Origin of the sequence: Bradyrhizobium sp. HKCCYLS3077, assembly GCF_051167555.1 — a bacterium.
In the GTDB taxonomy this organism is placed as follows: Bacteria; Pseudomonadota; Alphaproteobacteria; order Rhizobiales; family Xanthobacteraceae; genus Bradyrhizobium.
The window spans coordinates 15,844-40,739 of sequence record NZ_JBNPTH010000005.1; the positions used below are offsets into that span (position 1 = coordinate 15,844).

Annotated in this window: 16 protein-coding genes and 1 tRNA gene; 14 read left to right on the forward strand and 3 right to left on the reverse strand. The window is 64.4% G+C overall.

Going from position 1 to position 24,896, the window contains the following annotated elements; translation table 11 throughout:
• Positions 1 to 252: 252 nt before the first annotated feature.
• Complete coding sequence (locus tag ACQR0Z_RS20505) at positions 253 to 1,485, reverse strand: serine hydrolase domain-containing protein (protein WP_434919820.1); 1,233 nt, start codon at positions 1,483 to 1,485, stop codon at positions 253 to 255.
• Positions 1,486 to 1,650: 165 nt separating this feature from the next.
• Here ACQR0Z_RS20505 and ACQR0Z_RS20510 point away from each other — a divergent pair.
• Positions 1,651 to 1,726: transfer RNA gene (locus ACQR0Z_RS20510), tRNA-Trp, on the forward strand.
• Positions 1,727 to 1,830: 104 nt separating this feature from the next.
• Here the strand turns inward: ACQR0Z_RS20510 and ACQR0Z_RS20515 are convergent.
• Positions 1,831 to 3,063 carry an ABC transporter substrate-binding protein gene (locus ACQR0Z_RS20515; protein WP_434878100.1) on the reverse strand — a complete coding sequence of 411 codons (1,233 nt, stop codon included), beginning with the start codon at positions 3,061 to 3,063 and terminating at the stop codon, positions 1,831 to 1,833.
• A 422-nt stretch (positions 3,064 to 3,485) separates the two neighbouring features.
• Here ACQR0Z_RS20515 and secE point away from each other — a divergent pair, with 422 nt between their 5' ends.
• The 11 genes from secE (at position 3,486) to ACQR0Z_RS20570 (ending at position 22,022) form a co-directional block, all read left to right on the forward strand.
• Entirely contained in the window at positions 3,486 to 3,677 is a 192-nt protein-coding gene (gene secE / locus ACQR0Z_RS20520) for a preprotein translocase subunit SecE (protein ID WP_006611822.1), read from the forward strand.
• Positions 3,677 to 4,234: a transcription termination/antitermination protein NusG gene (gene nusG, locus ACQR0Z_RS20525; protein WP_434858687.1), complete on the forward strand. Its 558-nt coding sequence runs from the start codon at positions 3,677 to 3,679 to the stop codon at positions 4,232 to 4,234. The genes secE and nusG overlap by 1 nt, the downstream gene beginning before the upstream one ends.
• A 402-nt stretch (positions 4,235 to 4,636) precedes the next feature.
• Positions 4,637 to 5,065 (forward strand): 50S ribosomal protein L11, encoded by a 429-nt coding sequence (rplK, locus tag ACQR0Z_RS20530; RefSeq protein WP_006611824.1) that lies wholly within the window; start codon positions 4,637 to 4,639, stop codon positions 5,063 to 5,065.
• A 6-nt stretch (positions 5,066 to 5,071) separates the two neighbouring features.
• A complete protein-coding gene (rplA, locus tag ACQR0Z_RS20535) occupies positions 5,072 to 5,764 on the forward strand; it encodes a 50S ribosomal protein L1 (RefSeq protein ID WP_434919821.1) in 693 nt (230 codons plus the stop codon).
• A gap of 79 nt (positions 5,765 to 5,843) precedes the next feature.
• Positions 5,844 to 6,812: a 2-hydroxyacid dehydrogenase gene (locus ACQR0Z_RS20540; protein ID WP_434878103.1), complete on the forward strand. Its 969-nt coding sequence runs from the start codon at positions 5,844 to 5,846 to the stop codon at positions 6,810 to 6,812.
• A 574-nt stretch (positions 6,813 to 7,386) separates the two neighbouring features.
• On the forward strand, positions 7,387 to 7,905 hold the full coding sequence (gene rplJ / locus ACQR0Z_RS20545) for a 50S ribosomal protein L10 (RefSeq protein ID WP_434858690.1): 519 nt from the start codon (positions 7,387 to 7,389) through the stop codon (positions 7,903 to 7,905).
• Positions 7,906 to 7,965: 60 nt separating this feature from the next.
• On the forward strand, positions 7,966 to 8,343 hold the full coding sequence (gene rplL / locus ACQR0Z_RS20550; protein ID WP_008963453.1) for a 50S ribosomal protein L7/L12: 378 nt from the start codon (positions 7,966 to 7,968) through the stop codon (positions 8,341 to 8,343).
• A 545-nt stretch (positions 8,344 to 8,888) separates the two neighbouring features.
• Positions 8,889 to 13,007, forward strand: a complete 4,119-nt coding sequence (gene rpoB / locus ACQR0Z_RS20555) for a DNA-directed RNA polymerase subunit beta (RefSeq protein ID WP_434858691.1) — start codon at positions 8,889 to 8,891, stop codon at positions 13,005 to 13,007.
• A 134-nt stretch (positions 13,008 to 13,141) separates the two neighbouring features.
• A complete protein-coding gene (gene rpoC, locus ACQR0Z_RS20560) occupies positions 13,142 to 17,341 on the forward strand; it encodes a DNA-directed RNA polymerase subunit beta' (RefSeq protein ID WP_434919822.1) in 4,200 nt (1,399 codons plus the stop codon).
• Positions 17,342 to 17,680: 339 nt separating this feature from the next.
• Positions 17,681 to 19,744, forward strand: a complete 2,064-nt coding sequence (locus ACQR0Z_RS20565) for an FAD-dependent oxidoreductase (RefSeq protein WP_434858693.1) — start codon at positions 17,681 to 17,683, stop codon at positions 19,742 to 19,744.
• Positions 19,745 to 19,946: 202 nt separating this feature from the next.
• Positions 19,947 to 22,022 (forward strand): ABC transporter ATP-binding protein, encoded by a 2,076-nt coding sequence (locus ACQR0Z_RS20570; protein ID WP_434919823.1) that lies wholly within the window; start codon positions 19,947 to 19,949, stop codon positions 22,020 to 22,022.
• Here the strand turns inward: ACQR0Z_RS20570 and ACQR0Z_RS20575 are convergent.
• Positions 21,953 to 23,176 carry an FAD-dependent monooxygenase gene (locus ACQR0Z_RS20575; RefSeq protein WP_434920203.1) on the reverse strand — a complete coding sequence of 408 codons (1,224 nt, stop codon included), beginning with the start codon at positions 23,174 to 23,176 and terminating at the stop codon, positions 21,953 to 21,955. The genes ACQR0Z_RS20570 and ACQR0Z_RS20575 overlap by 70 nt on opposite strands.
• Before the next feature lie 833 nt (positions 23,177 to 24,009).
• On the opposite strand from ACQR0Z_RS20575, the gene rpsL reads away from it, so the two are divergent.
• Positions 24,010 to 24,381: a 30S ribosomal protein S12 gene (gene rpsL / locus ACQR0Z_RS20580; RefSeq protein WP_006611834.1), complete on the forward strand. Its 372-nt coding sequence runs from the start codon at positions 24,010 to 24,012 to the stop codon at positions 24,379 to 24,381.
• 42 nt (positions 24,382 to 24,423) lie between these two features.
• Positions 24,424 to 24,894, forward strand: a complete 471-nt coding sequence (gene rpsG / locus ACQR0Z_RS20585; RefSeq protein WP_006611835.1) for a 30S ribosomal protein S7 — start codon at positions 24,424 to 24,426, stop codon at positions 24,892 to 24,894.
• Positions 24,895 to 24,896 lie beyond the last annotated feature (2 nt).

A 24,896-nucleotide genomic window follows, 5' to 3' on the forward strand; every position in this document is an offset into this window, starting at 1 on the left:
CGAGCGGCGGGTGTCGATGCACGTGGATGCCCGGGTCAAGCCCGGGCATGACGACGGAGAGAGTATACGTCCCTCACTCCACAGACACTCACCACTGTCGTCCCGGCGAACGCCGGGACCCATAACCACCGGCCATCATGAGACAGGCAACTGGCAGTGACGTCCCTCGACAAATCACGCGGTATGGGTCCCGGCGTTCGCCGGGACGACGGCGGTGATTGTTGTCGCATCCGGGCAAACGATCCAGCCGGCTCACTCCACCGCCGCGTACACGACGTCGCGCACCAGCGTGCGGAGGTAGTCGCGCTGCCCCGGGGCCTGGGCCATGAACACGCAGAACAGCTCCTCCTTCGGGTCGATCCAGAAGAACGTGCCGGCGATGCCGCTCCAGAAGAAGGTGCCGGGCGAACCGGGGAAGGGGGCGATGCCGGCGTCGCGACGGACGGCGAAGCCGAGGCCGAAGCCATGACCCGGCGACAGCAGGGTGCCGACGGTCTTCACCTCGGGGCCGAGATGATCGGAGGCCATCAGCTCGAGTGTCTTGCGGCCGACCAGCCTGGTGCCGTCGAGGCTGCCCTTGTTGAGCAGCATCGCGCAGAACCGGGCGTAGTCCATCGTGGTCGCGACCAGGCCGCCGCCGCCGGACTCCATCACCGGCTGCTCGGTCATCTTGAACAGATTGACGGCCTCGCCGGTCCAGGGGTCCCTGGCAAACGGCTCGGCCAGCCGGCCGGCATTGGCCTCGCTGGTGAAGAAGGCGGTCTCGTTCATGCCGAGCGGAGACAGAATGCGCCCGGAGAGGAATGCGCCGAGCGATTGGCCCGAAACGACCTCGATGATCCGGCCGAGAATGTCGGTCGAGCGGCTGTAATTGAACTCCGCACCCGGCTGGCAGATCAGCGGCAGGCCGGCGACGATGGCGGCATGCTCGGCATTGCTGATCTTGCGGCTGCGCACCCGCGACTGCTTGTAGAGCTGGTGCACCGGCCCGGTGCCGGTGTGCTCATAGGCGAGACCCGAGGTGTGGCGCAGCAGGTCCTGTACCGTCATCGGCTGGGCGATAGGCACCAGCTCCAGCTTGCCGCCATTATCGATCCCGACCTTCTGGTCGCCGAACTCCGGGATGAATTTTGCAACCGGGTCGGACAGCAAGAGATCGCCGTCCTCGGCCAGCATCATGATGCCCAGCGACACGATCGGCTTGGTCATCGAGAAGATGCGGAACAGCGAATCAGGGCGCATCGGCGTGTCCGCATCCGGCGCCTGCCGGCCGATCGCATCGAACCAGCCGATCCGGCCGCGCCGGCCGACCAGCAGGGTGGCGCCGGGGATCGTGCCCTTGTCGGCCTCGCGCTTGAACGCGTCCGACGCCCGCTGCAAGCGCGCCGCGGACAGTCCGAGCGCCTCCGGCCGGTCATCCGGCAGCGGCGGGCTCAGGGAGCGGAGCGCGGACAGCGGCATGCTGGGGGCGGGGGACGGGGTCATGGGCTCTCCCTTGGGCAGGTTTGTTCTGGGCAGTGTTGTTGGCTTGCATCAAGTCTGGCGCGGAAGTTGTGGTCTGACCAGTCGATTTGCCCCAATGCACCCTTGCATTGGGGGGGAGGTCTATGCTTGAAAGCGCCCGAACCGGCGACGCAGTCCCGGCTCGCTAGGAGTGTAGCTCAATTGGTAGAGCACCGGTCTCCAAAACCGGGGGTTGGGAGTTCGAGCCTCTCCACTCCTGCCAGCGAGGCAGCTGCCAGCGAGATCAAGCACTTAAAGCCAAAATCGACGAAGACAGTTTGCCCGGGGCCCGCGATGCGCGAGCCCCGAATGCGTTTTGGCCGGCACTTACTGTTTCACGTAAGGACAATTGCCGTCCTTCAGCGGCCGGAACGCCTGGTCGCCGGGCACCTCCGCCAGCACCTTGTAATAGTCCCACGGGCCCTTCGATTCCTCCGGCTTCTTGACCTCGAACAGGAACATCGAGTGCACCATGCGGCCGTCCTCGCGGACGATGCCGTTGTCGGTGAAGGCGTCGCGCACGGGGGTCTCGCGCATCTTGGCGAGCACCGGCTTGGTGTCGCGGGTGCCAGCGGCCTTGACCGCGTTGAGGTAATGCAGCGTGGCGCTGTAGGTCGCGGCCTGGTTCATGGTCGGCATCCGCTTCATCTTGTCGAAGAACCTCTTGCCGAAGGCGCGGGTGCGGTCGTTGAGATCCCAGTAATAGGCCTCGGTGATGATCAGGCCCTGCGCCAGCTTCAGGCCGAGGCTGTGGATGTCCGAGATGAACATCACGATGCCGGCGAGGTTCTGGCCGCCGGCGACGATGCCGAACTCGGCGGCCTGCTTGATGGTGTTGATGGTGTCGCCGCCGCCATTGGCCATGCCGATGATCTTGGCCTTGGAGGCCTGCGCCTGCAGCAGGAAGGACGAGAAGTCCTGGTTGTTCAGGGGATGCCTGGCGCTGCCGACCACCTTGCCGCCGGCCGCGCGGACGACGTCGCCGGTGTCGCGCTCGATCGAGTGGCCGAACAGATAGTCCGCGGTGATGAAGAACCAGCTGTCGCCGCCATTCTTGACGATGGCCTGACCGACGGTGTGGGCGTTGCCGTAGGTGTCGTAGGTCCAGTGCAGGGTATAGGGCGAGCAGGATTTTCCGGTGATGTCGGAGCTCGCCGCGTCCGTCACGATCATGATCTTCTCGAACTGCTTCGACATCTCCATGCCGGCGAGCGCGGTCGCCGAGGTCGGCATGTCGATGATCATGTCGACGGCTTCGTTCTCGTACCATTTGCGCGAGATCGAGGCGGCGATGTCGGCCTTGTTCTGCGGATCGGCGCTGATCACCTCGATCGGCTTGCCGAACATGGTGCCGCCGAACTCCTCGACCGCAAGCTTGGTCGCCTCGAGATTGCCCTGGCCGCCGATGTCCGAATAGACCGACGAGAAGTCGCCGAGCACGCCGATCTTGAGCGGCGCCTGGGCGCGGGCAGGGACGGCGGTCAGGGTGAGGGCGGCAAGGCCGGCAACGAGACCGACGGCGGCAAGGCGCGTCCGTCCCTTGCCCGTGGCAAAGGTCATGGGTTTCCTCCTGATTGTTCTTGTGCCCGCGAGCATGAGGGGGCGTCGCAGGGGCGGCAAGGGCTGGAAACCTTCCATCCCGGGCATTTCGTCGCGGCACCTGCTCAACCTGCCGTGGTGCGGAAATGGCCTGCCGTGGCGCGAAAAACCGGTGTAAAGCGGAGCCGTCGAGGCTGTGCCGCTGATATGACCGGGGACACCCGGCCTGCCCATATCTTGACCTCGGGCCGGTCCGACAGTAGATATCGGGGACCTGCAGCCGGCCCGCGGACAGCGGATATCCGGCGCGGCTTTTCACTCCCCGAACAAGCGAGCCCGTGGTTTCCGGCTCATCTCTCCGACAAGAGGGTGGGCAGCGGTCGGCTGTTCGGTTTTCCCAGTCAACTCTTCAATCGTCCGATGACGGACGAGGACCCCTGACGATGGCTACAAGCCCGTTCAAATTCCTGCAGGAAGTGCGCTCGGAGACCGCCAAGGTCTCGTGGCCGAGCCGTCGCGAGGTCACCATCACCACGATCATGGTGTTCGTGATGGTGGCGCTGGCCTCGGTGTTCTTCTTCGCCGCCGATCAGATCATCCGTTATCTCATCACCCTCGTGCTGGGCATCCACTGATGGCAACCGCAACGCATTCGTCCGACAAGCGCTGGTACATCGTCCACGCCTATTCGAACTTCGAGAAGAAGGTCGCGGAGTCGATCCGCGAGCAGGCCAAGCAGCGCAATCTCGAAGAGCTGTTCGAGCAGGTGCTGGTGCCGATCGAGAACGTCACCGAGGTGCGCCGCGGCCGCAAGATCAACGCCGAGCGCAAGTTCTTCCCCGGCTACGTGCTGGTGAAGATGAAGCTGACCGACGAGGCGTTTCATCTGATCAAGAACACGCCCAAGGTGACCGGCTTCCTCGGCGCCGAGAACAAGCCGATGCCGATCTCCGAAGGCGAGGCGATGCGCATCCTGAACCAGATGCAGGAAGGCGTGGAGCGGCCGAAATCGTCGGTGTCGTTCGAGATCGGCGAGAACGTCCGCGTCGCCGACGGCCCGTTCGCCTCGTTCTCCGGCGTGGTCGAGGAAATCGACGAGGCCCGTTCGCGCGTGAAGGTCGCGGTGTCGATCTTCGGCCGCGCCACCCCGGTCGAACTGGAATTCAACCAGGTCGAGAAGGTGGTCGGCTAGGGCCGGCGATCCTCGGTCTCTCCGCCGTCATTCCGAGGCAGCCCGAAAGGGCTGAGCCCGGAATCCATAACCCCGGCGGGATGGCACGGCGAACTGTCAGCTCCAGCGTGCCCCAGATGGCATCCTGTGGCTATGGATTCCGGGCTCGCCCTTGCGGGCGCCCCGGAATGACGGGAGGAGAGAGCTTCGGCTCGACCCTTTCCTTTTCGTCCGATCTCGTGTATCGGGCGCGCTTCGCTCCCCGAATGGGGGGCAATTTCGTTCGTGGGAGGCGCGGCCGGCTTTGCCAGCCGGAATAAAGCGCGCCGGACCACGGTCCCAAACCTCGCCCAAAGGGTTTTGTCGCCCGGAGGGCGGTGCGTTCGCATCAGGCAAAAAGCGCGAACGCGTTGGAGAATCACAATGGCAAAGAAAGTAACCGGTTACCTGAAGCTTCAGGTCCCGGCCGGCGCGGCGAACCCGTCGCCCCCGATCGGCCCCGCGCTCGGTCAGCGCGGTCTCAACATCATGGAGTTCTGCAAGGCGTTCAACGCGCAGACCCAGAAGGAAGAGAAGAACACCCCGATCCCGGTGGTCATCACCATTTACGCGGACCGGTCCTTCACCTTCGAGATGAAGACCCCGCCGATGTCCTTCTTCCTCAAGCAGGCCGCCAAGATCCAGTCGGGCTCCAAGGCCCCGGGTCGCGACAAGGCCGGCAAGGTGACCAAGGCGCAGGTGCGCGAGATCGCCGAGAAGAAGATGAAGGACCTGAATTGCGACTCGATCGAGTCGGCCATGAAGATGGTCGAGGGCTCTGCCCGCTCGATGGGTCTGGAAGTTGCGGGGTAAGCGGCCATGGCTATCGGAAAGCGTTTGAAGAAGGCCCGCGAGGGCGTCGACCGCACCAAGCTCTACCCGCTTGCTGATGCGATCAAGATGATCAAGGAGCGCGCCACCTCGAAGTTCGACGAGACCATCGAGGTCGCGATCAACCTCGGCGTCGATCCGCGTCACGCCGACCAGATGGTCCGTGGCGTCGTGATGCTGCCGAACGGCACCGGCCGTACCTTGCGCGTCGGCGTGTTCGCCCGTGGTGCCAAGGCCGACGAGGCCAAGGCCGCCGGTGCCGACGTGGTCGGCGCGGAGGACCTGGTCGAGAAGGTGCAGAACGGCAACATCGACTTCGACCGTTGTATCGCCACCCCCGACATGATGCCGCTGGTCGGCCGTCTCGGTAAGGTGCTCGGTCCGCGCGGCATGATGCCGAACCCGAAGATTGGGACCGTGACTATGGACGTCGCCGGCGCCGTCAAGGGTGCCAAGGGCGGCTCGGTCGAGTTCCGCGTCGAGAAGGCCGGCATCATCCAGGCCGGCGTCGGCAAGGCCTCGTTCGCCGAGGACAAGCTGGTCGAGAACATCAAGGCGCTGGCGGATGCGGTCGTGAAGGCCAAGCCGGCGGGCGCCAAGGGCACCTACGTCCAGCGCGTTGCGGTGTCCTCGACGATGGGCCCGGGCGTCAAGGTCGAGCCGGGCACCGTGCTCGCGTAAGCGGCCTCGCATAGGTTAGACAGCAAGGGCGGGATCGTTGATCGATCCCGCCCTTCGCATTTTGGAGTCCGCAGCCGCGATGCCCGACAAGGTCCTGATCTATTCCCGCTTCCCCAAATCCCTCACCCAGCGCTTCGCCGACCGCTTCGACCTGCTCGACACCGGCGGGAAGCCCGCCCACCAGGTGTTTGCGGCGGAGGAGGTGGCGCAGGTCCGCGCGCTGCTCACGGCGGGCGCCACGCGGTTGGGCGCGGAAGAGATGGACCGGCTGCCGGCGCTGGGCGCGATCGTCTGCTACGGCACCGGCTATGACGGCGTCGACCTGGAGGCGGCGGCGGCGCGCAACATCGCGGTAGGGCACAGTCCCGGCGCCAATGCTGCGGCGGTAGCCGATGTCGCGGTCATGCTGATGCTCGCGAGCACGCGGCGGCTGATGGTCGCCGACGCTTACGTCCGCGACGGTGGCTGGGCCGGCGCCAAGCCGTCGCCGCTGATGAAGCCGCCGCCGAGCTTGGCTGGCTGCAAGGTCGGCATCTACGGCATGGGCGAGATCGGCCGCAAGATCGCCGCGCGTGTCGCGGCGTTCGAAAGCGACGTCGGCTACTTCAGCCGCACCCGCTACGACGGGCTGCCGTACACATACTTCCCGAGCCTCGGGGCGCTCGCCGAATGGTGCACCGTGCTGATGGTCGCGGTTCGCGCGAGTGCCGAGACGACCCACGTGGTCAATGCGGATCTGCTGAAGAAACTCGGCACGGATGGCCATGTCGTCAACATCTCGCGGGGCTCGGTCATCGACGAGCAGGCGCTGGTGGCCGCACTGAAGGACGGCACCATCGCCGGCGCCGGGCTCGACGTGTTCGAGACGGAACCTCATGCTCCGGATGAACTGACGGCGCTTCCGAACGTCGTGGTGACGCCCCATATCGGCGGTAACACCCGCGAGTCGCATGTGGCGATGCAGGCGTGCGTGGTGGCCAATCTCACGGCCTTCTTCGCCGGCGAGAAGCTGCCTTACGCGGTATCTGCGTCCTCGGCGGGCTCATAAACGAGTTTAAGAGCTGCCCGCAGGTGCGCCGCGCCTCTAATTGGTGCGAATTTTGCCCTGAGGGTCTTGGCAAGTCGCCATCGACCCGTTAAAGAACCGTCTTCCAGGCGGGCCGGCTGTTGCTGGCGCGCCTGTGCGCGCATTCCGAAAGACCTGGAGAGAGCCAGCATTCCTTTTGAGGATATCCATTCGGATGACTCGGAAGGAAGAAGGAACTTTCTGCTTTCGAAGGCCGCAGGGGAGGTCGGTCCGCCGATCCCCTCGAATCCTGTCCGAGACTGCAGGCGCCGGCGCGGAAATCCAATTTCCTCAAGGGCTTAATCATTCAGCCTGCATAGACGGGTGAAGACCGGATTTCGGCATGTCCTCTGCGCTTTGTCGTGGTGGCATGCAGGTTTGGTTCGAACCTCGACACTCCCCGTGCCGCAAGGCGCGCGGAAGGGCAGGCTATTCATCGCCGTTTTGCCTTGCGTGTCCTCGGGGTCATCGGTCCAGAGGTCAGGTTTGGCGGGCGGCGGGTTTAACCCGGCGGTCCCGCTTTCGGGCGAAGGCCGCCAACCGGAGAGAGCTTGCTGTGGAACGAGCGGCAAAGAAAGAGGCGGTCGAAGAACTGCACGAGGTCTTCAAGACCACGGGCGTCGCGGTCGTCGCTCACTATTCCGGCCTCACCGTGGCCCAGATGCAGAAGCTGCGTTCGCAGATGAAGCAGGCTGGCGCGTCGGTGAAGGTCTCGAAGAACCGTCTCGCCAAAATTGCTCTTGAAGGCACGGACGTCGTCGGCATCGGTCCCCTGTTGAAGGGGCCGACCGTGATCGCAACTTCGAACGATCCTGTCGCGGCGCCCAAGGTTGCCATCGAATTCGCCAAGGCGAACGAAAAGTTCGTCATCCTCGGCGGCTCGATGGGCTCAACCGTCCTGAATGTCGACAGCGTGAAGGCGCTCGCCTCGCTGCCGTCGCTGGACGAACTGCGCGGCAAGCTCGTCGGCCTGATCCAGGCTCCGGCGACCAAGCTGGCCCAGCTCGCCAACGCTCCCGCGGCCAAGGTCGCGCGCGTCATTCAGGCTCATGCCTCAAAGGGCGAAGCGGCCTGACGCCCTTCGCAAACACTCACAACCTGGTTTCGAACCGAACCACACTAAGGGACTACATCAATGGCTGACCTGCAGAAGATCGTCGACGACCTCTCGGCCCTCACCGTTCTCGAGGCCGCTGAGCTCGCGAAGCTCCTGGAAGAGAAGTGGGGCGTGTCCGCCGCGGCCGCCGTGGCCGTCGCCGCTCCGGGCGCGGGTGGCGCCGCTGCCGCTCCGGCGGAAGAGAAGACCGAGTTCACCGTTGTCCTGGCTTCGGCCGGCGACAAGAAGATCGAGGTCATCAAGGAAGTCCGCGCCATCACCGGCCTGGGCCTGAAGGAAGCCAAGGACCTCGTCGAGGGTGCTCCGAAGCCGCTCAAGGAAGGCGTCAACAAGGAAGAGGCCGACAAGATCAAGGCTCAGCTCGAGAAGGCTGGCGCCAAGGTCGAGCTCAAGTAATCGGCAGCTCCTGATGGAGCGCCTCGCCGCCTGATGGCCGGGCGAGGCGCTTCCGAACGATTTCGGTGACCGGGTGGTAACATCGCCCGGTCATCATAAAGACAAAGACGTTTGCGGGGGTATCCGGAGCGGCCGGAATCGTTGCAAAAGGCGTGCAACGGAAACCTTCGCTGCGGGCCGAACACGGAAAAGTGTGGAGATTTGGGGACGTCGCTCTCGAATCTCGACTAATGTCAACCCATATTGGGTCGGCAGCACGAAAAGCCGGTTTTGACGATGGAGTGGCGTTTCCGTCGTAAGCCGTTGGGAGATAGGCAATTTCGGGCTTTTGCAGTCCGTGACGAGATGGTTCTGACGAGCGGGTGCGTCCTCGCGCCTCGCGCGTCGTTTTGCGTTTTGGCGGTGTGAAGAACAGATCTGGGGCGTTTCCGTTCCGCGCTCTGTCCCTCAGACCTTCGAAATGGATCGAAATTCAACCCGGAAGGGCGGTGGCAGCCGCTGTTTCGGAAGGATCGCCCCTCCGGGCGACGACATGAGAGGCCACGATGGCGCAGCAGACATTCACCGGTCGCAAACGCGTTCGCAAGTTCTTTGGACACATCAAGGAAGTCGCGGAGATGCCGAACCTCATCGAGGTTCAGAAGGCGTCCTACGACCAGTTCCTGATGGTGGACGAGCCCACGGGCGGGCGGCCGGATGAGGGCCTGCAGGCGGTGTTCCGCTCGGTGTTCCCGATCTCCGACTTCTCGGGCACCTCCATGCTCGAGTTCGTCCGCTACGAGTTCGAGCCGCCGAAGTACGACGTCGATGAGTGCCGCCAGCGCGGCATGACCTTCGCTGCGCCGCTTAAGGTGACCTTGCGCCTCATCGTGTTCGATATCGATGAGGAAACCGGCGCCAAGTCGGTCAAGGACATCAAGGAGCAGGACGTGTACATGGGCGACATCCCGCTCATGACCATGAACGGCACCTTCATCGTCAACGGCACCGAGCGCGTCATCGTCTCGCAGATGCACCGCTCGCCGGGCGTGTTCTTCGACCACGACAAGGGCAAGACCCATTCGTCGGGCAAGCTCCTGTTCGCCGCCCGCGTCATCCCGTATCGCGGCTCCTGGCTCGACATCGAGTTCGACGCCAAGGACATCGTGTTCGCGCGCATCGACCGTCGCCGCAAGCTGCCGGTGACGTCGCTGATGTTCGCGCTTGGCCTCGACGGCGAGCAGATCCTGGCGACCTTCTACAAGAAGCTGATCTACAAGCGCATCAAGGAAGGCTGGCGCGTTCCGTTCGACGCCAACCGTTTCCGCGGCTACTCGACCGTCAACGACCTGATCGACGCCGACACCGGCAAGGTCGTGCTCGAGGCCGGCAAGAAGCTCACCGTCCGTGCCGCCCGCCAGCTCCAGGAGAAGGGGCTGAAGGCGCTGCGCATGTCGGATGAGGAGCTGCTCGGCAACTACATCGCCGAGGATCTCGTCAACCCCAAGACCGGCGAGATCTACGCCGAGGCCGGCGAGGAGATCACCGACAAGCTGTTCAAGGTGCTGAACGAGCAGGGCTACAAGGACCTGCCGCTGCTCGACATCGACCACGTCAATGTCGGCCCCTACATCCGCAATACGCTGTCCGCCGACAAGAACATGACGCGTGAGGACGCGCTGTTCGACATCTACCGCGTGATGCGTCCGGGTGAGCCGCCGACGCTCGATTCCGCGCAGGCGATGTTCCAGTCGCTGTTCTTCGACGCAGAGCGCTACGACCTCTCCGCGGTCGGCCGCGTCAAGATGAACATGCGCCTCGAGCTCGATGCGCCGGACACCCAGCGCACCCTGCGCAAGGAAGACATCCTGGCGGTCATCAAGACCCTGGTCGACCTGCGCGACGGCAAGGGCGAGATCGACGACATCGACCATCTCGGCAACCGCCGTGTCCGCTCGGTCGGCGAGCTCATGGAGAACCAGTACCGCATCGGTCTGCTCCGCATGGAGCGCGCGATCAAGGAGCGCATGTCGAGTGTCGACATCGACACCGTGATGCCGCAGGACCTGATCAACGCGAAGCCCGCCGCGGCCGCGGTGCGCGAGTTCTTCGGCTCGTCGCAGCTGTCGCAGTTCATGGACCAGACCAACCCGCTGTCGGAGATCACCCACAAGCGCCGCCTGTCGGCGCTTGGACCGGGCGGTCTGACTCGCGAGCGCGCCGGCTTCGAGGTGCGCGACGTGCATCCGACGCATTACGGCCGCATCTGCCCGATCGAGACGCCGGAAGGTCCGAACATCGGCCTGATCAACTCGCTGGCGACCTTCGCCCGCGTCAACAAGTATGGCTTCGTCGAGACGCCGTACCGCAAGGTCAAGGACGGCCGCGTCACCGACGAGGTGGTGTATCTGTCCGCCATGGAGGAGGGGCGCTACCGCGTCGCGCAGGCCAACGTGCCGCTCGATGCCAAGGGCCGCTTCACCGAGGACCTCGTGGTCTGCCGTCATGCCGGCGAAGTCGTGCCGATGACGCCCGACAAGGTCGACTACATGGACGTGTCGCCGAAGCAGCTGGTTTCGGTCGCCGCGGCGCTGATCCCGTTCCTCGAGAACGACGACGCCAACCGCGCGCTGATGGGCTCGAACATGCAGCGCCAGGCGGTGCCGCTGGTTCGCGCCGAGGCGCCGTTCGTCGGCACCGGCATGGAAGGCGTGGTCGCCCGTGACTCCGGCGCTGCGATCGCGGCGCGCCGCTCGGGCGTGATCGACCAGATCGACGCGACCCGCGTCGTCATCCGCGCCACGGAAGATCTCGATCCGACCAAGTCGGGCGTCGACATCTACCGGCTGATGAAGTTCCAGCGCTCGAACCAGTCGACCTGCATCAACCAGCGTCCGCTGGTGAAGGTCGGCGACATCGTCAAGAAGGGCGACATCATCGCTGACGGTCCGTCGACCGATCTCGGCGAGCTCGCGCTCGGCCGCAACGTGCTGGTCGCGTTCATGCCGTGGAACGGCTACAACTTCGAAGACTCGATCCTGCTCTCCGAGCGGATCGTGAAGGAAGACGTCTTCACCTCGATCCACATTGAGGAGTTCGAGGTGATGGCCCGCGACACCAAGCTGGGTCCGGAGGAAATCACGCGCGACATTCCGAACGTGTCGGAAGAGGCGCTGAAGAACCTCGACGAAGCCGGCATCGTCTATATCGGCGCGGAAGTGCGCGCCGGCGACATCCTGGTCGGCAAGATCACGCCGAAGGGCGAAAGCCCGATGACGCCGGAAGAGAAGCTGCTCCGCGCCATCTTCGGCGAGAAGGCCTCGGACGTTCGCGACACTTCCCTTCGTGTTCCTCCCGGTGTGCAGGGCACGATCGTCGAGGTCCGCGTGTTCAACCGCCACGGCGTCGACAAGGACGAGCGTGCGCTGGCGATCGAGCGGGAAGAGATCGAGCGTCTCGCCAAGGACCGTGACGACGAGCAGGCGATCCTGGACCGCAACGTCTACAGCCGTCTCGCCGACATGCTGGATGGCCGCCAGGGCATCTCCGGCCCGAAGGGCTTCAAGAAGGATACCAAGATCACCCGCGCGGTGCTCGACGAGTATCCGAAGTCGCAGTGGTGGCTGTTTGCCTCGGCCAACGACAAGCTGATGGCCGAGATCGAGGCCATGCGGAAGCAGTACGACGAGTCGAAGAAGGGGCTTGAACAGCGCTTCCTCGACAAGGTCGAGAAGCTGCAGCGTGGCGACGAACTGCCGCCGGGCGTGATGAAGATGGTCAAGGTCTTCGTCGCCGTGAAGCGCAAGATCCAGCCGGGCGACAAGATGGCCGGCCGTCACGGCAACAAGGGCGTCGTCTCCAAGATCGTGCCGATCGAGGACATGCCGTTCCTGGAGGACGGCACCCATGCGGACATCGTGCTGAACCCGCTGGGCGTGCCCTCGCGCATGAACGTCGGTCAGATCCTCGAGACGCATCTCGGCTGGGCCTGCGCCGGCCTCGGCAAGCGCATCGCCCAGACGGTCGATGCCTATCTGTCGAAGCAGGACGTCAAGCCGCTGAAGGAAACCTTGAAGCGCATCTACGGCGAGGACGAGACCATCAAGACGCTCAACGACAATGAGCTGCTTGAGCTTGGTCACAATCTGAGCCGCGGCGTGCCGATCGCCACCCCGGTGTTCGACGGCGCCAAGGAGAGCGACATCGAGGAGATGCTGAAGCTCGCCGGCATGGACGCGTCCGGCCAGTCGACCGTCTATGACGGCCGCACCGGCGACCCGTTCGATCGCAAGGTCACCGTCGGCTACATCTACATGCTGAAGCTGCACCATCTGGTCGACGACAAGATCCACGCGCGTTCGATCGGCCCGTACTCGCTGGTCACCCAGCAGCCGCTGGGCGGCAAGGCCCAGTTCGGCGGCCAGCGCTTCGGCGAAATGGAGGTGTGGGCGCTCGAAGCCTATGGCGCGGCCTACACGCTGCAGGAGATGCTGACCGTGAAGTCGGACGACGTCGCCGGCCGTACCAAGGTCTACGAGGCGATCGTGCGCGGCGACGACACGTTCGAGGCCGGTATTCCGGAATCGTTCAACGTGCTGGTCAAGGAAATGCGCTCGCTCGGCCTCAACGTCGACCTGCACAACTCCAAGCTCGGGCCGGCGCCGACGTCGGAAGCCGCCGAGTAGTTCAAGAGATCCGGCTCGGCCGCCGCTTGCGGCCGGGTGCCGGCGCCTTCCTCCCGCGGGTCGGGCAGGGCGTCGTCTCAAGAGAGATTTTCGAATTTGCGGCTGACCCCCGATCGGTCCGCGAGGAGAATACGATGAACCAAGAAATTATGAATCTCTTCAACCCGACGACGCCGGCTCAGGTCTTCGACCAGATCCGCATCTCGATCGCGTCGCCGGAAAAGATTCTGTCCTGGTCCTACGGCGAGATCAAGAAGCCGGAAACGATCAACTACCGCACCTTCAAGCCGGAGCGCGACGGCCTGTTCTGCGCCCGCATCTTCGGGCCGATCAAGGACTACGAGTGCTTGTGCGGCAAGTACAAGCGGATGAAGTACAAGGGCATCATCTGCGAGAAGTGCTCGGTCGAGGTGACCCTGTCGCGCGTCCGGCGCGAGCGCATGGGCCACATCGAGCTCGCCGCTCCCGTCGCGCACATCTGGTTCCTGAAGTCGCTGCCGTCGCGCATCGGCCTCTTGCTGGACATGACGCTGAAGGATCTCGAGCGGATCCTGTACTTCGAATATTACGTCGTCCTGGAGCCGGGTCTCACCGCGCTCAAGGACCGTCAGCTGCTGTCCGAGGACGAGTACCTCAAGGCGCAGGACGAATACGGCCAGGACAGCTTCACCGCCATGATCGGCGCCGAGGCCATCCGTGAGCTGCTGCGCGGCCTCGAGCTGGAGAAGCTCGAGCAGACGCTGCGTGCCGAGATGCAGGAGACCGACTCCGACATCAAGCACAAGAAGCTCGCCAAGCGCCTGAAGATCGTCGAGGCCTTCCGCCACTCCGGCAACAAGCCGGAATGGATGATCATGACCGTCGTGCCGGTGATCCCGCCGGACCTGCGTCCGCTGGTGCCGCTCGATGGCGGCCGCTTCGCGACCTCCGACCTCAACGACCTCTACCGCCGCGTCATCAACCGCAACAACCGCCTGAAGCGGCTGATGGAGCTGCGCGCGCCGGACATCATCATCCGCAACGAGAAGCGCATGCTTCAGGAGGCGGTGGATGCGCTGTTCGACAACGGCCGTCGCGGCCGCGTCATCACCGGCGCCAACAAGCGTCCGCTGAAGTCGCTCGCCGACATGCTGAAGGGCAAGCAGGGGCGCTTCCGCCAGAACCTGCTCGGCAAGCGCGTCGACTACTCCGGCCGTTCGGTCATCGTGGTCGGTCCCGAGCTGCGCCTGCATCAGTGCGGCCTGCCGAAGAAGATGGCGCTCGAGCTGTTCAAGCCGTTCATCTACTCGCGACTGGACGCCAAGGGCCTGTCGACCACCGTCAAGCAGGCCAAGAAGCTGGTCGAGAAGGAGCGCCCGGAGGTCTGGGACATCCTGGACGAGGTCATCCGCGAGCATCCGGTGCTCTTGAACCGCGCGCCGACGCTGCATCGCCTCGGCATTCAGGCGTTCGAGCCGGTGCTGATCGAGGGCAAGGCGATCCAGCTGCATCCGCTGGTCTGCTCGGCCTTCAACGCCGACTTCGACGGCGACCAGATGGCCGTGCACGTTCCGCTGTCGCTCGAAGCGCAGCTGGAAGCGCGCGTCCTGATGATGTCGACCAACAACATCCTGCATCCCGCGAACGGCCAGCCGATCATCGTGCCGTCGCAGGACATCGTGCTCGGCCTGTACTACGTCTCGATCATGCGCGAAGGCATGCCCGGCCAGGGCATGACGTTCGGCAACATGGCCGAGCTCGAGCATGCGCTGCACGCCAAGGCCATCCATCTCCACAGCAAGATCAAGTATCGCTGGGAGGGGATGAACGAGGAAGGCAAGATCGCCAAGCGCTGGATCGAAACCACCGCGGGCCGCGTCATGCTCGGCAACCTGCTGCCGAGGCACCCGCGCGTGACCTTCGAGATCATCAACAAGCTGATGACCAAGCGCGAGATCTCGGGCGTCATCGATCAGGTCTATCGTCACTGCGGCCAGAAGGAGACGGTGATCTTCTGCGACCGCATCATGGCGCTCGGCTTCTACAACGCCTTCAAGGCGGGCATCTCGTTCGGCAAGGACGACATGGTCGTGCCGGCGGGCAAGTGGAAGATCGTCGACACGACGCGTACGCTGGCGAAGGATTTCGAGCAGCAGTACAATGACGGCCTGATCACCCATGGCGAGAAGTACAACAAGGTCGTCGACGCCTGGTCGAAGGCCTCGGAAGAGATCGCCAAGGAGATGATGAAGGAGATCTCCGTCACCAAGAAGACGGCGACGGGCGCCGATGCCGACATCAACTCGATCTACATGATGTCGCACTCCGGTGCGCGTGGTTCGCCGGCCCAGATGCGTCAGCTCGCCGGCATGCGCGGCCTGATGGCCAAGCCGTCGGGTGAGATCATCGAGACGCCGATCATCTCGAACTTCAAGGAAGGTCTCTCGGTTCTCGAGTACTTCAACTCGACCCACGGCGCCCGCAAGGGCCTCGCGGACACCGCGTTGAAGACCGCGAACTCGGGTTACCTCACCCGTCGTCTGGTGGACGTCGCGCAGGACTGCATCATCACGCAGGACGATTGCGGCACCCATCTCGGCATCAAGATGCGCGCCATCGTCGACGCGGGCACGCTGGTGGCCTCGCTCGGCTCGCGCATCCTGGGCCGCGTGCCCTGCGACGACGTGCGCGATCCCGCCACCAATACCGTGCTGGTCAAGGCCGGCACCCTGATGGAGGAGAGCCACATCGACGCCATCCAGCAGGCTGGCGTGCAGGAGGTGAAGATCCGTTCGGCGCTGACCTGTGAGCTCGTCAACGGCATCTGCAAGATGTGCTACGGCCGCGACCTCGCGCGCGGTACGCCGGTCAACCACGGTGAGGCTGTCGGCGTCATCGCCGCGCAGTCGATCGGTGAGCCCGGCACCCAGCTGACGATGCGCACCTTCCACATCGGCGGTGCGGCGCAGCTCAACGAGCAGTCCTTCGTGGAATCGAACTTCGAAGGCAAGGTGGTCATCCGCAACAAGGCGATCGCTCGCAACAGCGAAGGTCACCTGATCGCGATGGTCCGCAACATGGTCGTGACGATCGTCGACCCCGACGGCACCGAGCGTGCGACGCACCGTATCCAGTACGGCTCGCGCATGCATGTCGACGACGGCGACATGATCAAGCGCGGCCAGCGCATCGCCGAGTGGGATCCTTACACCCGCCCGATCCTCACGGAAGCGGAGGGCACGATCGGGTTCGAGGATCTGACCGAAGGTCTATCGATCTCGGAAACGCTCGACGAGTCCACCGGTATCGCCAAGCGCGTGGTCATCGACTGGCGTGGAACGCGCGGTGGCGCGGATCTGCGTCCGGCGATCGTGATCAAGGGCAAGGACGGCAAGGTGCTCAAGCTCGCCCGTGGCGGTGATGCCCGCTACATGCTGTCGGTCGACGCGATTCTGTCGGTCGACGTCGGGGCGACGGTGAAGCCGGGCGACATCCTGGCGCGTATCTCGACAGAGAGCGCCAAGACGCGCGACATCACCGGCGGTCTGCCGCGGGTGGCGGAGCTGTTCGAAGCGCGCAAGCCGAAGGATGCCGCGATCATCGCTGAGATCGCCGGCACCATCCGGTTCGGCCGCGACTACAAGAACAAGCGTCGCATCTCGATCGAGCCGGTCGACAAGACCGAGGAGCCGCGCGAGTACCTGATCCCGAAGGGCAAGCACATCCATCTGCAGGATGGCGACATCGTCGAGAAGGGTGACTTCATCGTCGAAGGCAACCCGGCGCCGCACGACATCCTGGCGATCAAGGGCATCGAGGAACTCGCGGCCTATCTGGTCAACGAGATCCAGGAGGTCTACCGGCTCCAGGGCGTGCTCATCAACGACAAGCACATCGAGGTGATTGTTCGTCAGATGCTGCAGAAGATCGAGGTCACCGACCAGGGCGACACCGACATGATCTCGGGCGAACAGGTCGACAAGATCGAGTTCGATCTGCTGAACGCGAAGGCGCAGGAGGAGGGCAAGAAGCCCGCCACCGGCAATCCGGTTCTGCTCGGCATCACCAAGGCGAGCCTGCAGACGCGGTCGTTCTTCTCGGCGGCTTCGTTCCAGGAGACCACCCGCGTCCTCACCGAGGCGGCGGTCAACGGCAAGATCGATCCGCTCGAGGGTCTCAAGGAGAACGTCATCGTCGGCCGCCTGATCCCGGCCGGCACCGGCGCCTCCATGGCCCGCATCCGCGAGGTCGCTCTCAAGCGCGACAAGCTGATTCTCGACGAGCGCGAGAAGCAGGCCGCGATCGTGCCGTCGCAGCCCGAGCCGCAGCCGCTGGCGCTGCCGCCCGCAGAGTAAACGGAACGTTGCGGCAGCCCCTGACGGTGTCAGGTGCTGCCGCTCGTTCATCGACCAGAGAAAAGGCCGGCGCTTGCCGGCCTTTTTTTGACAAGATCTTCTCCTGTTGCCGCGCTGCTGCCCCCTTGTTCATCTTCCCTTCAGGCACAAAGGCGCTTCTGGGAGGCTCAGATCCGCTGAGCTGATGTCCGTCCACCGTTCGTGGCGATGCGCCGATTTGCTCCGGCGCAAACCCTGTGCGGGCCGGGTAGGCTATGGCCGATCGAGCCCCGAGGGTGGCAGGACCCGTGACACGGACGACCGGCGCTGCTGCAGACAGCCGGAGATGGCGGAACTTCGATGCTTGACCTTGCGATTGTTGGTGGCGGTCCGGGCGGCCTGATGAGCGCCTGGTATCTCAGGCGGAAGCTCGGCGATCTCTGCAAGGTGACGATCTTCGAGGCATCGGACCGGCTCGGCGGCAAGATCGTCACGCGCAAGTTCGACAGCGCGCCGGCGATGTATGAAGCCGGTGTAGCCGAGATCTACGACTACTCGATGACCGGCCCCGATCCGTTGCGTGAGCTGATCCAGCATTTCGGTTTGCAGACGATCCCTATGGACGCGCTGCAGGTGCAACTCGACGGCGAGCTGCTCGACGACGTTCCCGGCTTGCGCCGCAAATACGGGCCGAAGACCGCCGCGGCCGTCGAAGCGTTCCGCAAGCGCTGCTCGGAGGTGATGTCGCCGGTCGAATATTACGAGGGCGTCGGCGCCCACGACAACGAGCATCCCTGGGCCTACAAGACCTGCGAGGAACTGCTCGACGAGGAGGTCGAGGATCCCACCGCCAAGCGCTTCTTCAAGGTGATGTCGCGTTCCGACATCGCGACCGAGGCCCACAACACCAACGGCCTCAACGCGCTCAAGAACTTCGTGATGGATATCGACGACTACATCGGTCTGTATTCGATCCAGAACGGCAATGAGCAGCTGATCGAGTGCCTCCGCTCCGAGGTCGATGCCGACATCCAGCTCAATCACCGCGTGCTGCGCATCGGCAAGACCGAGCAGGGCCGCTACCGCCTCAACATGATGAACGGCAAGGGCCCGGAGACGCGCGAGTTCGATCTCGTGCTAGTCTGCCTGCCGCATTCCTGGCTGTCGACGGTCGGCTGGGACGGCGAGAAGCTGCGCCAGTCGATGGTCAAGCACGTCGCCTATTTCGATCGCCCCGCGCACTACCTGCGCGTCTCGATCCTGTTCGATTCCCCGTTCTGGGGCGACAAGATCCCGGGCTCCTGGTTCATGTCGGAAGCCTTCGGCGGCTGCTGCATCTACAACGAGGGCTCGCGCCACGACGTCGGCAAGCACGGCGTGTTGAACTGGCTGATCGCAGGTTCCGATGCGCTGGCGTTCGCCAATCTGTCCGACCAGGAACTGATCGATGCCGCGCTGAAGTCGCTGCCGGCGGCGCTCGGCGATTCCAGGGCGCATTTCATGGAAGGCAAGATCCATCGCTGGCTGTCGTCGGTCAACGCGCTGCCCGGCGGCCTGCCGGTGCGCGACGTCATGACCAATCACCGCCCCGAGCCGAAGGAGCATCCGGGGATCGTGGTCGTCGGCGACTATCTGTTCGATTCGACCCTCAACGGGCTGCTCGATTCCTCGGATGCCGCGACCGACATCATCCTGACCGAGATGATGCGGCTGCGCCGCGCCAGGTCGCAGGCCGAGAAGCCGCTGTCAGACAAGATCGACCGCGACTATTTCGACAATTATCGCGGGCAGGGGCCGTACAGCGAAGCGTGGTCGCAGTTCACCGATCCCGACTACCTGCTCAGCCTGATCAAGATCGTCTGGAACAAGAGCAAGGGCAAAGGCTACAAGCTGCTCGTCGCCGGCTCCGCGAGCGGCGAACTGGTCGGTGCGCTGCGCGACCGCGGCATCGATGCCTGGGGCATCGAGAACAACCGCTACATCCACGGCAAGACGCCGAAGGCGCTCAAGAAATACAACAAGCTCGGCTCGATCGCCGACCTGCCGTTCAAGCGCGGCGAGTTCGATTTCGTATTTGAGACCAGCCTCTGCCATCTCGGCGACAAGCAGGTCGCGCGCGCGATTCGCGAGCTCAACCGCGTGGTCAAGACCGGCCTCGTGTTCGGCTCGATCACCTCTGACATGGCGCCGGCGCTGGTCGACCGCTACGACCTGTTGCGCGGGGTGAAGAAGCTCGGCACCTGGTGGGAGTGGTCGGAGCTGTTTTTCGGCAACGGCTTCGATCTGGCGATGCACAGGCGCGACTGCACCGACGAGGTGTGGGCGGCGACCCTGGCCGCCAACAAGGGCCCCGGCCAGTGGTATGCCGACGCCGACAGCCTGCGCTACTCGTTCTTCGACAAGGTCGAGGACGACGAGGACTAGCACCGGCCGCCATGCCGTGGCCTGGCGCGTCGGCCGGGCTGAAAGTCGCCGACTGTGCCGATTGCGCGACAGGGCCGGGCCGTGGTCGGCGAGGGTGCGGCGCCGTGTCGCGAGAATGCTGGCGGCCGACTTTCGCAGATGATAAAGCCGAGCCGCTTTCATCCGTTACGGTCATGCTGGCCGTGCAGGACCGGTTCGTTGAATGTCGCCCAAATCATCAGTGCCGGGAGATCCCAAGTCCAGGTCGGCAGCCGAACCTGCTGATGAGCTGGACAAGCGGGCCGCGGCCAAGGCCGGCTCTGCGGTTCCGAAAGCCGGAACGGCCAAGCCATTGGCGAGCGACAAGGCGCCGATCAACGACGAGGATGATGAGGACGAGGAGGACGGCGACGAGGCCGGCCTGGATCTCGACGACGATGACGACGACGAGGACCTGGTCGTCTATACGGCCCGCGAGGCCGCCGGCGCGCTCGCCACGATCTACGGCTTCGTCTCGCCGCTGCTCGGCAAATACAAGAAGATGCTGGCCTTCGTCACGATCGGCGTGCTGATCGAGACGCTGTTCAACGTCATCATGCCGCTCAGCCTCAAGTTCCTGATCGACGACGCGCTCGGCGAGGAGGATTTCGAGGCGCTCTACCGCATCCTCGGCGTGCTCGCGGTCGCCGGCATCTTCACCTCGATCGTCGCCGTGCTGTACGAGCGCTGGGACGCGCGGCTGGCGGCCTGCATCATCTCCGACGTCCGCAGCCGGCTGTTCGACCACGTGCAGAACCTGCCGGCGGCGTATTTCCAGCGCACCAAGCGCGGCGAGATCCTGTCGCGCTTCTCGGTCGACATGTCGGCGTTCGAGGGCGTGGTGAAGACCTTCGCCAACAGCGCCGCGCTGCCGCTGCTCGAGCTCATCGCCGGCATCATCCTGATGCTGTTCCTCAACTGGCAGCTCGCCGCGATTGCGCTGCTGGTGTTCCCGATCACCCTGATCGGCCCGCGCATCCTGACGCCCAAGGCGGTCCAGGCCAATTACGAGCAGAAGCTCAACGAGGCCTCGCTGCTCGGTGTCATCCAGGAGAACATCGCAGCGCAGGCGGTGATCAAGGCCTTCAGCCTGCATCGCAAGGTGTTCGGCTGGTTCACCTTCCGCAATGACGAGGCGCGGAGGAAGATCGCTGACGCGATGTTCCTCTCGACCATGGTCGAGCGCACCGTGACTATCGCGGTGCTGCTGCTGCATTTGGTGGTGCTCGCGATCGGCGCCTATCTCGCGACCAAGGGCCAGATCACGGTCGGCACCTTCGTCACCTTCGAGAGCGCGTTCTGGGAGGTGTCCTACAACATCGCCCATGTCATGCACTTCGTCCCGGTCTCGATCTCCTCCGCCGCCGCGATCCGGCACATGCAGGAGCTGCTGGACGAGCCGACCCGCGGCGCCGACCGGCCCGGCGCGCCGGACCTGCCGCGCATCAGCCATGACATCACCTTCGAGCGCGTCAGCTTCCAGTACGAGGGCAGCCAGACCCCGGTACTGGACAATCTCAGCCTCAAGCTCGATGTCGGCAAGCGCATCGCCATCGTCGGCCCCTCCGGATCCGGCAAGAGCACGCTGCTGAACCTGATCCTGCGGCTCTACGTGCCGGACGAGGGCCGGGTCACCATCGACGGTGTCGACATTCGGAAGGTCACGCGCGATTCGCTCCGCGGCAGCATGGCCGTCGTGTTCCAGGAGAACATGCTGTTCAACATGTCGCTCCGCGAGAACATCCGGCTCGGCAAGGAGGGCGCGACCGACGAGGAGGTGGAGGAGGCGGCCAAGAAGGCCGAGATCCACCGCTACATCATGAGCCTGCCGCAGAAATACGACACCCTGGTCGGCGAGCGCGGCGACACCCTGTCGGGCGGCCAGCGCCAACGCATCGCGATCGCCCGCGCCATCATCCGCAATCCCTCCGTGCTGCTGCTGGACGAAGCGACGTCGGCGCTCGACCAGACCACGGAAGCCGCGATCAACCGCACGCTGCTCAAGGTCTCCAAGGGCCGCACCATGATCTGGTCGACCCACCGCCTGACCTCGGTGGTCGAGATGGACGAGATCATCGTCATCTCCGGCGGCCGCGCCATCGAGCGCGGCAGCCACGCCGAGCTGCTCGCCAAGAACGGCACCTATCGCAAGCTCTGGGACGACCAGGGCCATCAGCCGAGCCGGGTCGCTCAGGCGGACGACGACACCGACGATGACGAGGACGACGACTTCGAGGATGACGAGGACGAGGACGAATAAGCTTCGCGTGGTGCGCTCGCCAGCCGGTGCCGCACGCCACGGCCCAGTGAGACTGCAAACCGCGCCCAGCGCTGCGCCAGCCAATACGGGCCGGTGCCGATCGAAACTTCGCGGAAGCGCCAGGCCTTGTCGAGCGACCACGCATCGCAGGCGATCTTGACCGGATCGTCGTAGAACGCGGCGATCTTGCCTTCGCTCATCCCGTCGGTGGCTAGCCAGCGCGGGATGTGCACGTTGCACAGGCGCTCGACATCCGTGAATATCTTGTCGGAGCCCGTACCCGTCACCGGGCAGGTGGTGCAAAAGGCGTCTCCGACCAGCACCACGCCCGGCATCCGGATGCCGCTATTGACGGTCAGATCGGCCGGCCGGACCTTGACCTCGCCGCTGACGGCGTAATCGCCGGTGATCCGCCGGAGGCCGGGCAGGGCGGCCGCCAGGATCTCTGCCGGGTTGCGCCGGACCGCCCGCAGCCAGGGATCGTCGACCGGGCGATAGGCGAAGAGATTCGCTCGCATGCGGTCGCCGATCGGAAACAGGGTGACGTAGGGGACGCGGGCGCTCGCCCGTTCCTGGAAATAGGTCATGGCGGGGAAAGGGAAGGCGGCACGGCCGACCGGCTCCAGGTCGAAACCGACCGAGATCGAATGGGCGACGCTCGTGATCGTCCGGGTGATTCCCAGCTGATGCCGCAGGCCGACGTTCAGCCCATTGGCGAGCACGACCAGCCGGGCGGAGATCGTCTCGCCGTTGGAGAGCACGACCGATTGGCGATCGTCGCTCGGCGTGATCGCCACGGCCTTGGCCACGATTCGCAGGACCGACGCCGGGATCTCCTCGCGCACGGCCGCCACCAGCGCATCGTACAGGATGCCGTATTGATGGACCGGCGCCTTGTCGAGGACGTAGCCGAACCGGGCGATCCAGTTCTCGGCCGCCAGGGTCGCCCGGTGCAGCGCCTGGTCCGCGGCTCCCGTGCGCCGGAACCGTCCGATCTGCTCGGCGCCGGAGATCTTCTCGATTCGGAAGTCCGGCGGGTAAACCTCGTGGGGATCGACGAGAATCGCCGCAATGCCGGCGCGTCCGAGCATGGCCGCCGTGAGCGAGCCGGCCAGCCCGCCGCCGATGATCGCGATGTCGGTATAGTGGGTCATCTTGGCGCCTCGTCGAAGCGCCATCCTTCGCTCCGAAAGCCGAACAAAGCCTTAGCCGCGATGTTTCAGATTGTTGCGGAGGGTGAACGGGGGGAGATTCGTGGGGAGTAATAGGGTGAGCAAAGGCGATGCCGTGCTGAATCCCGCCCCCGTGATGGTCGTGGCGCCGTGCCCACCATCGGGCGTCACGCTCTGCGGTGAGATGGTGGGCACGCTGCCGCCTCCGGCCGCCGCTTTGCCCAGCCTACGGCACCATAATCTCCAATAACGTCAGGGGCTTGACCTGCCCATTTGAGTGAATAGGTAAGCTGTGCCGGTCCCGGCGGCCGCGCGCCGGCCCTGAAGGTCCGGCATCGACATAGAAACGGCTGGTTTGCGCGTCCTGCGGCGTCGTTTTGCTTGACTTGGGTATTTACCGCTTATAAAAGGCGCGCACTCAACGACAGGCGGTGAGCTTCGCCAGCGTCGGTACGGATCACCCGGACCGCCCCTTACAGGGCAGAATGGGCACCAACCTCGACGAATGCCGCTCAAACGCTGTCGATCATAGCTAGGCAATGCCAGAACGATTTTAGATCTCTCGAGCTCGTTCTCTTGAGACCAATTTCGGATGCATGACCTCGGTAGGCCGCCGCCAGCGCAAGCTGGAGGAGGGTGATCGCGGTCCTCTGTGGCGTCAAGCGCTTTCCGTTCAGCGATGAATGGTTGGCGCGATTTCGTTTTGCGCGGATTTTCGTCGCGCTGGGCGGCCCGGTGAGGCGGGGAACCTCGAACAGAATTTGCGGAAATCCCTGGTGGTTTCCGTGTGAACGTTGAGAAGGGTGAAGGCCAAGATGCCGACGATCAACCAGCTGATCGCAAATCCGCGCGAAGTGCAGAAGTCGCGCAAGAAGGTGCCGGCGCTGCAGCAGTCGCCGCAGAAGCGTGGTGTTTGCACGCGCGTCTACACCACGACCCCGAAGAAGCCGAACTCGGCGCTTCGTAAGGTTGCCAAGGTGCGCCTGACCAACGGCTTCGAGGTGATCGGCTACATCCCGGGTGAAGGCCATAACCTCCAGGAGCACTCGGTGGTCATGATCCGCGGTGGCCGCGTCAAGGACTTGCCGGGCGTGCGCTACCACATCCTCCGCGGCGTGCTGGATACCCAGGGCGTCAAGAACCGTAAGCAGCGTCGTTCGAAGTACGGCGCGAAGCGGCCCAAGTAAGTCGCTTAACTAAGACGTTCGAGAGAAGCGGGAACAGATCAGATGTCGCGTCGCCATTCAGCCGAAAAGCGTGAAGTGCTTCCGGATCCGAAGTTCGGGAACATCATCGTCACCAAGTTCATGAACTCGGTGATGTACGCCGGCAAGAAGTCGGTCGCCGAAGGAATCGTCTACGGTGCGTTCGGCATCATCGAGGCCAAGACCAAGCAGAGCCCGCTGACGGTGTTCGAGCAGGCGCTGGAAAACGTGATGCCGACGATCGAAGTGCGTTCGCGCCGCGTCGGTGGTGCGACCTACCAGGTGCCCGTCGAAGTCCGCTCGACCCGCCGTCAGGCGCTGGGCATCCGCTGGCTGATCTCGGCCGCTCGCGACCGCAACGAGAAGACCATGACCGAGCGGCTTTCGGCGGAACTGCTCGATGCCTCGAACAACCGGGGTAACGCCGTGAAGAAGCGTGAAGACGTGCACCGGATGGCGGAAGCCAACCGCGCCTTCTCGCACTACCGCTGGTAACA

Coding starts and splice junctions, on each gene's coding strand:
- rpoC (WP_434919822.1), top strand. CDS start 13,142: ATGAACCAAGAAATTATGAATCTCTTCAACCCGACGACGCCGGCTCAG.
- nusG (WP_434858687.1), top strand. CDS start 3,677: ATGGCAACCGCAACGCATTCGTCCGACAAGCGCTGGTACATCGTCCAC.
- rplA (WP_434919821.1), top strand. CDS start 5,072: ATGGCTATCGGAAAGCGTTTGAAGAAGGCCCGCGAGGGCGTCGACCGC.
- rpoB (WP_434858691.1), top strand. CDS start 8,889: ATGGCGCAGCAGACATTCACCGGTCGCAAACGCGTTCGCAAGTTCTTT.
- rplK (WP_006611824.1), top strand. CDS start 4,637: ATGGCAAAGAAAGTAACCGGTTACCTGAAGCTTCAGGTCCCGGCCGGC.
- ACQR0Z_RS20515 (WP_434878100.1), bottom strand. CDS start 3,063: ATGACCTTTGCCACGGGCAAGGGACGGACGCGCCTTGCCGCCGTCGGT.
- secE (WP_006611822.1), top strand. CDS start 3,486: ATGGCTACAAGCCCGTTCAAATTCCTGCAGGAAGTGCGCTCGGAGACC.
- rpsG (WP_006611835.1), top strand. CDS start 24,424: ATGTCGCGTCGCCATTCAGCCGAAAAGCGTGAAGTGCTTCCGGATCCG.
- ACQR0Z_RS20565 (WP_434858693.1), top strand. CDS start 17,681: ATGCTTGACCTTGCGATTGTTGGTGGCGGTCCGGGCGGCCTGATGAGC.
- ACQR0Z_RS20575 (WP_434920203.1), bottom strand. CDS start 23,176: ATGACCCACTATACCGACATCGCGATCATCGGCGGCGGGCTGGCCGGC.
- ACQR0Z_RS20505 (WP_434919820.1), bottom strand. CDS start 1,485: ATGACCCCGTCCCCCGCCCCCAGCATGCCGCTGTCCGCGCTCCGCTCC.
- rpsL (WP_006611834.1), top strand. CDS start 24,010: ATGCCGACGATCAACCAGCTGATCGCAAATCCGCGCGAAGTGCAGAAG.
- ACQR0Z_RS20570 (WP_434919823.1), top strand. CDS start 19,947: ATGTCGCCCAAATCATCAGTGCCGGGAGATCCCAAGTCCAGGTCGGCA.
- ACQR0Z_RS20540 (WP_434878103.1), top strand. CDS start 5,844: ATGCCCGACAAGGTCCTGATCTATTCCCGCTTCCCCAAATCCCTCACC.
- rplL (WP_008963453.1), top strand. CDS start 7,966: ATGGCTGACCTGCAGAAGATCGTCGACGACCTCTCGGCCCTCACCGTT.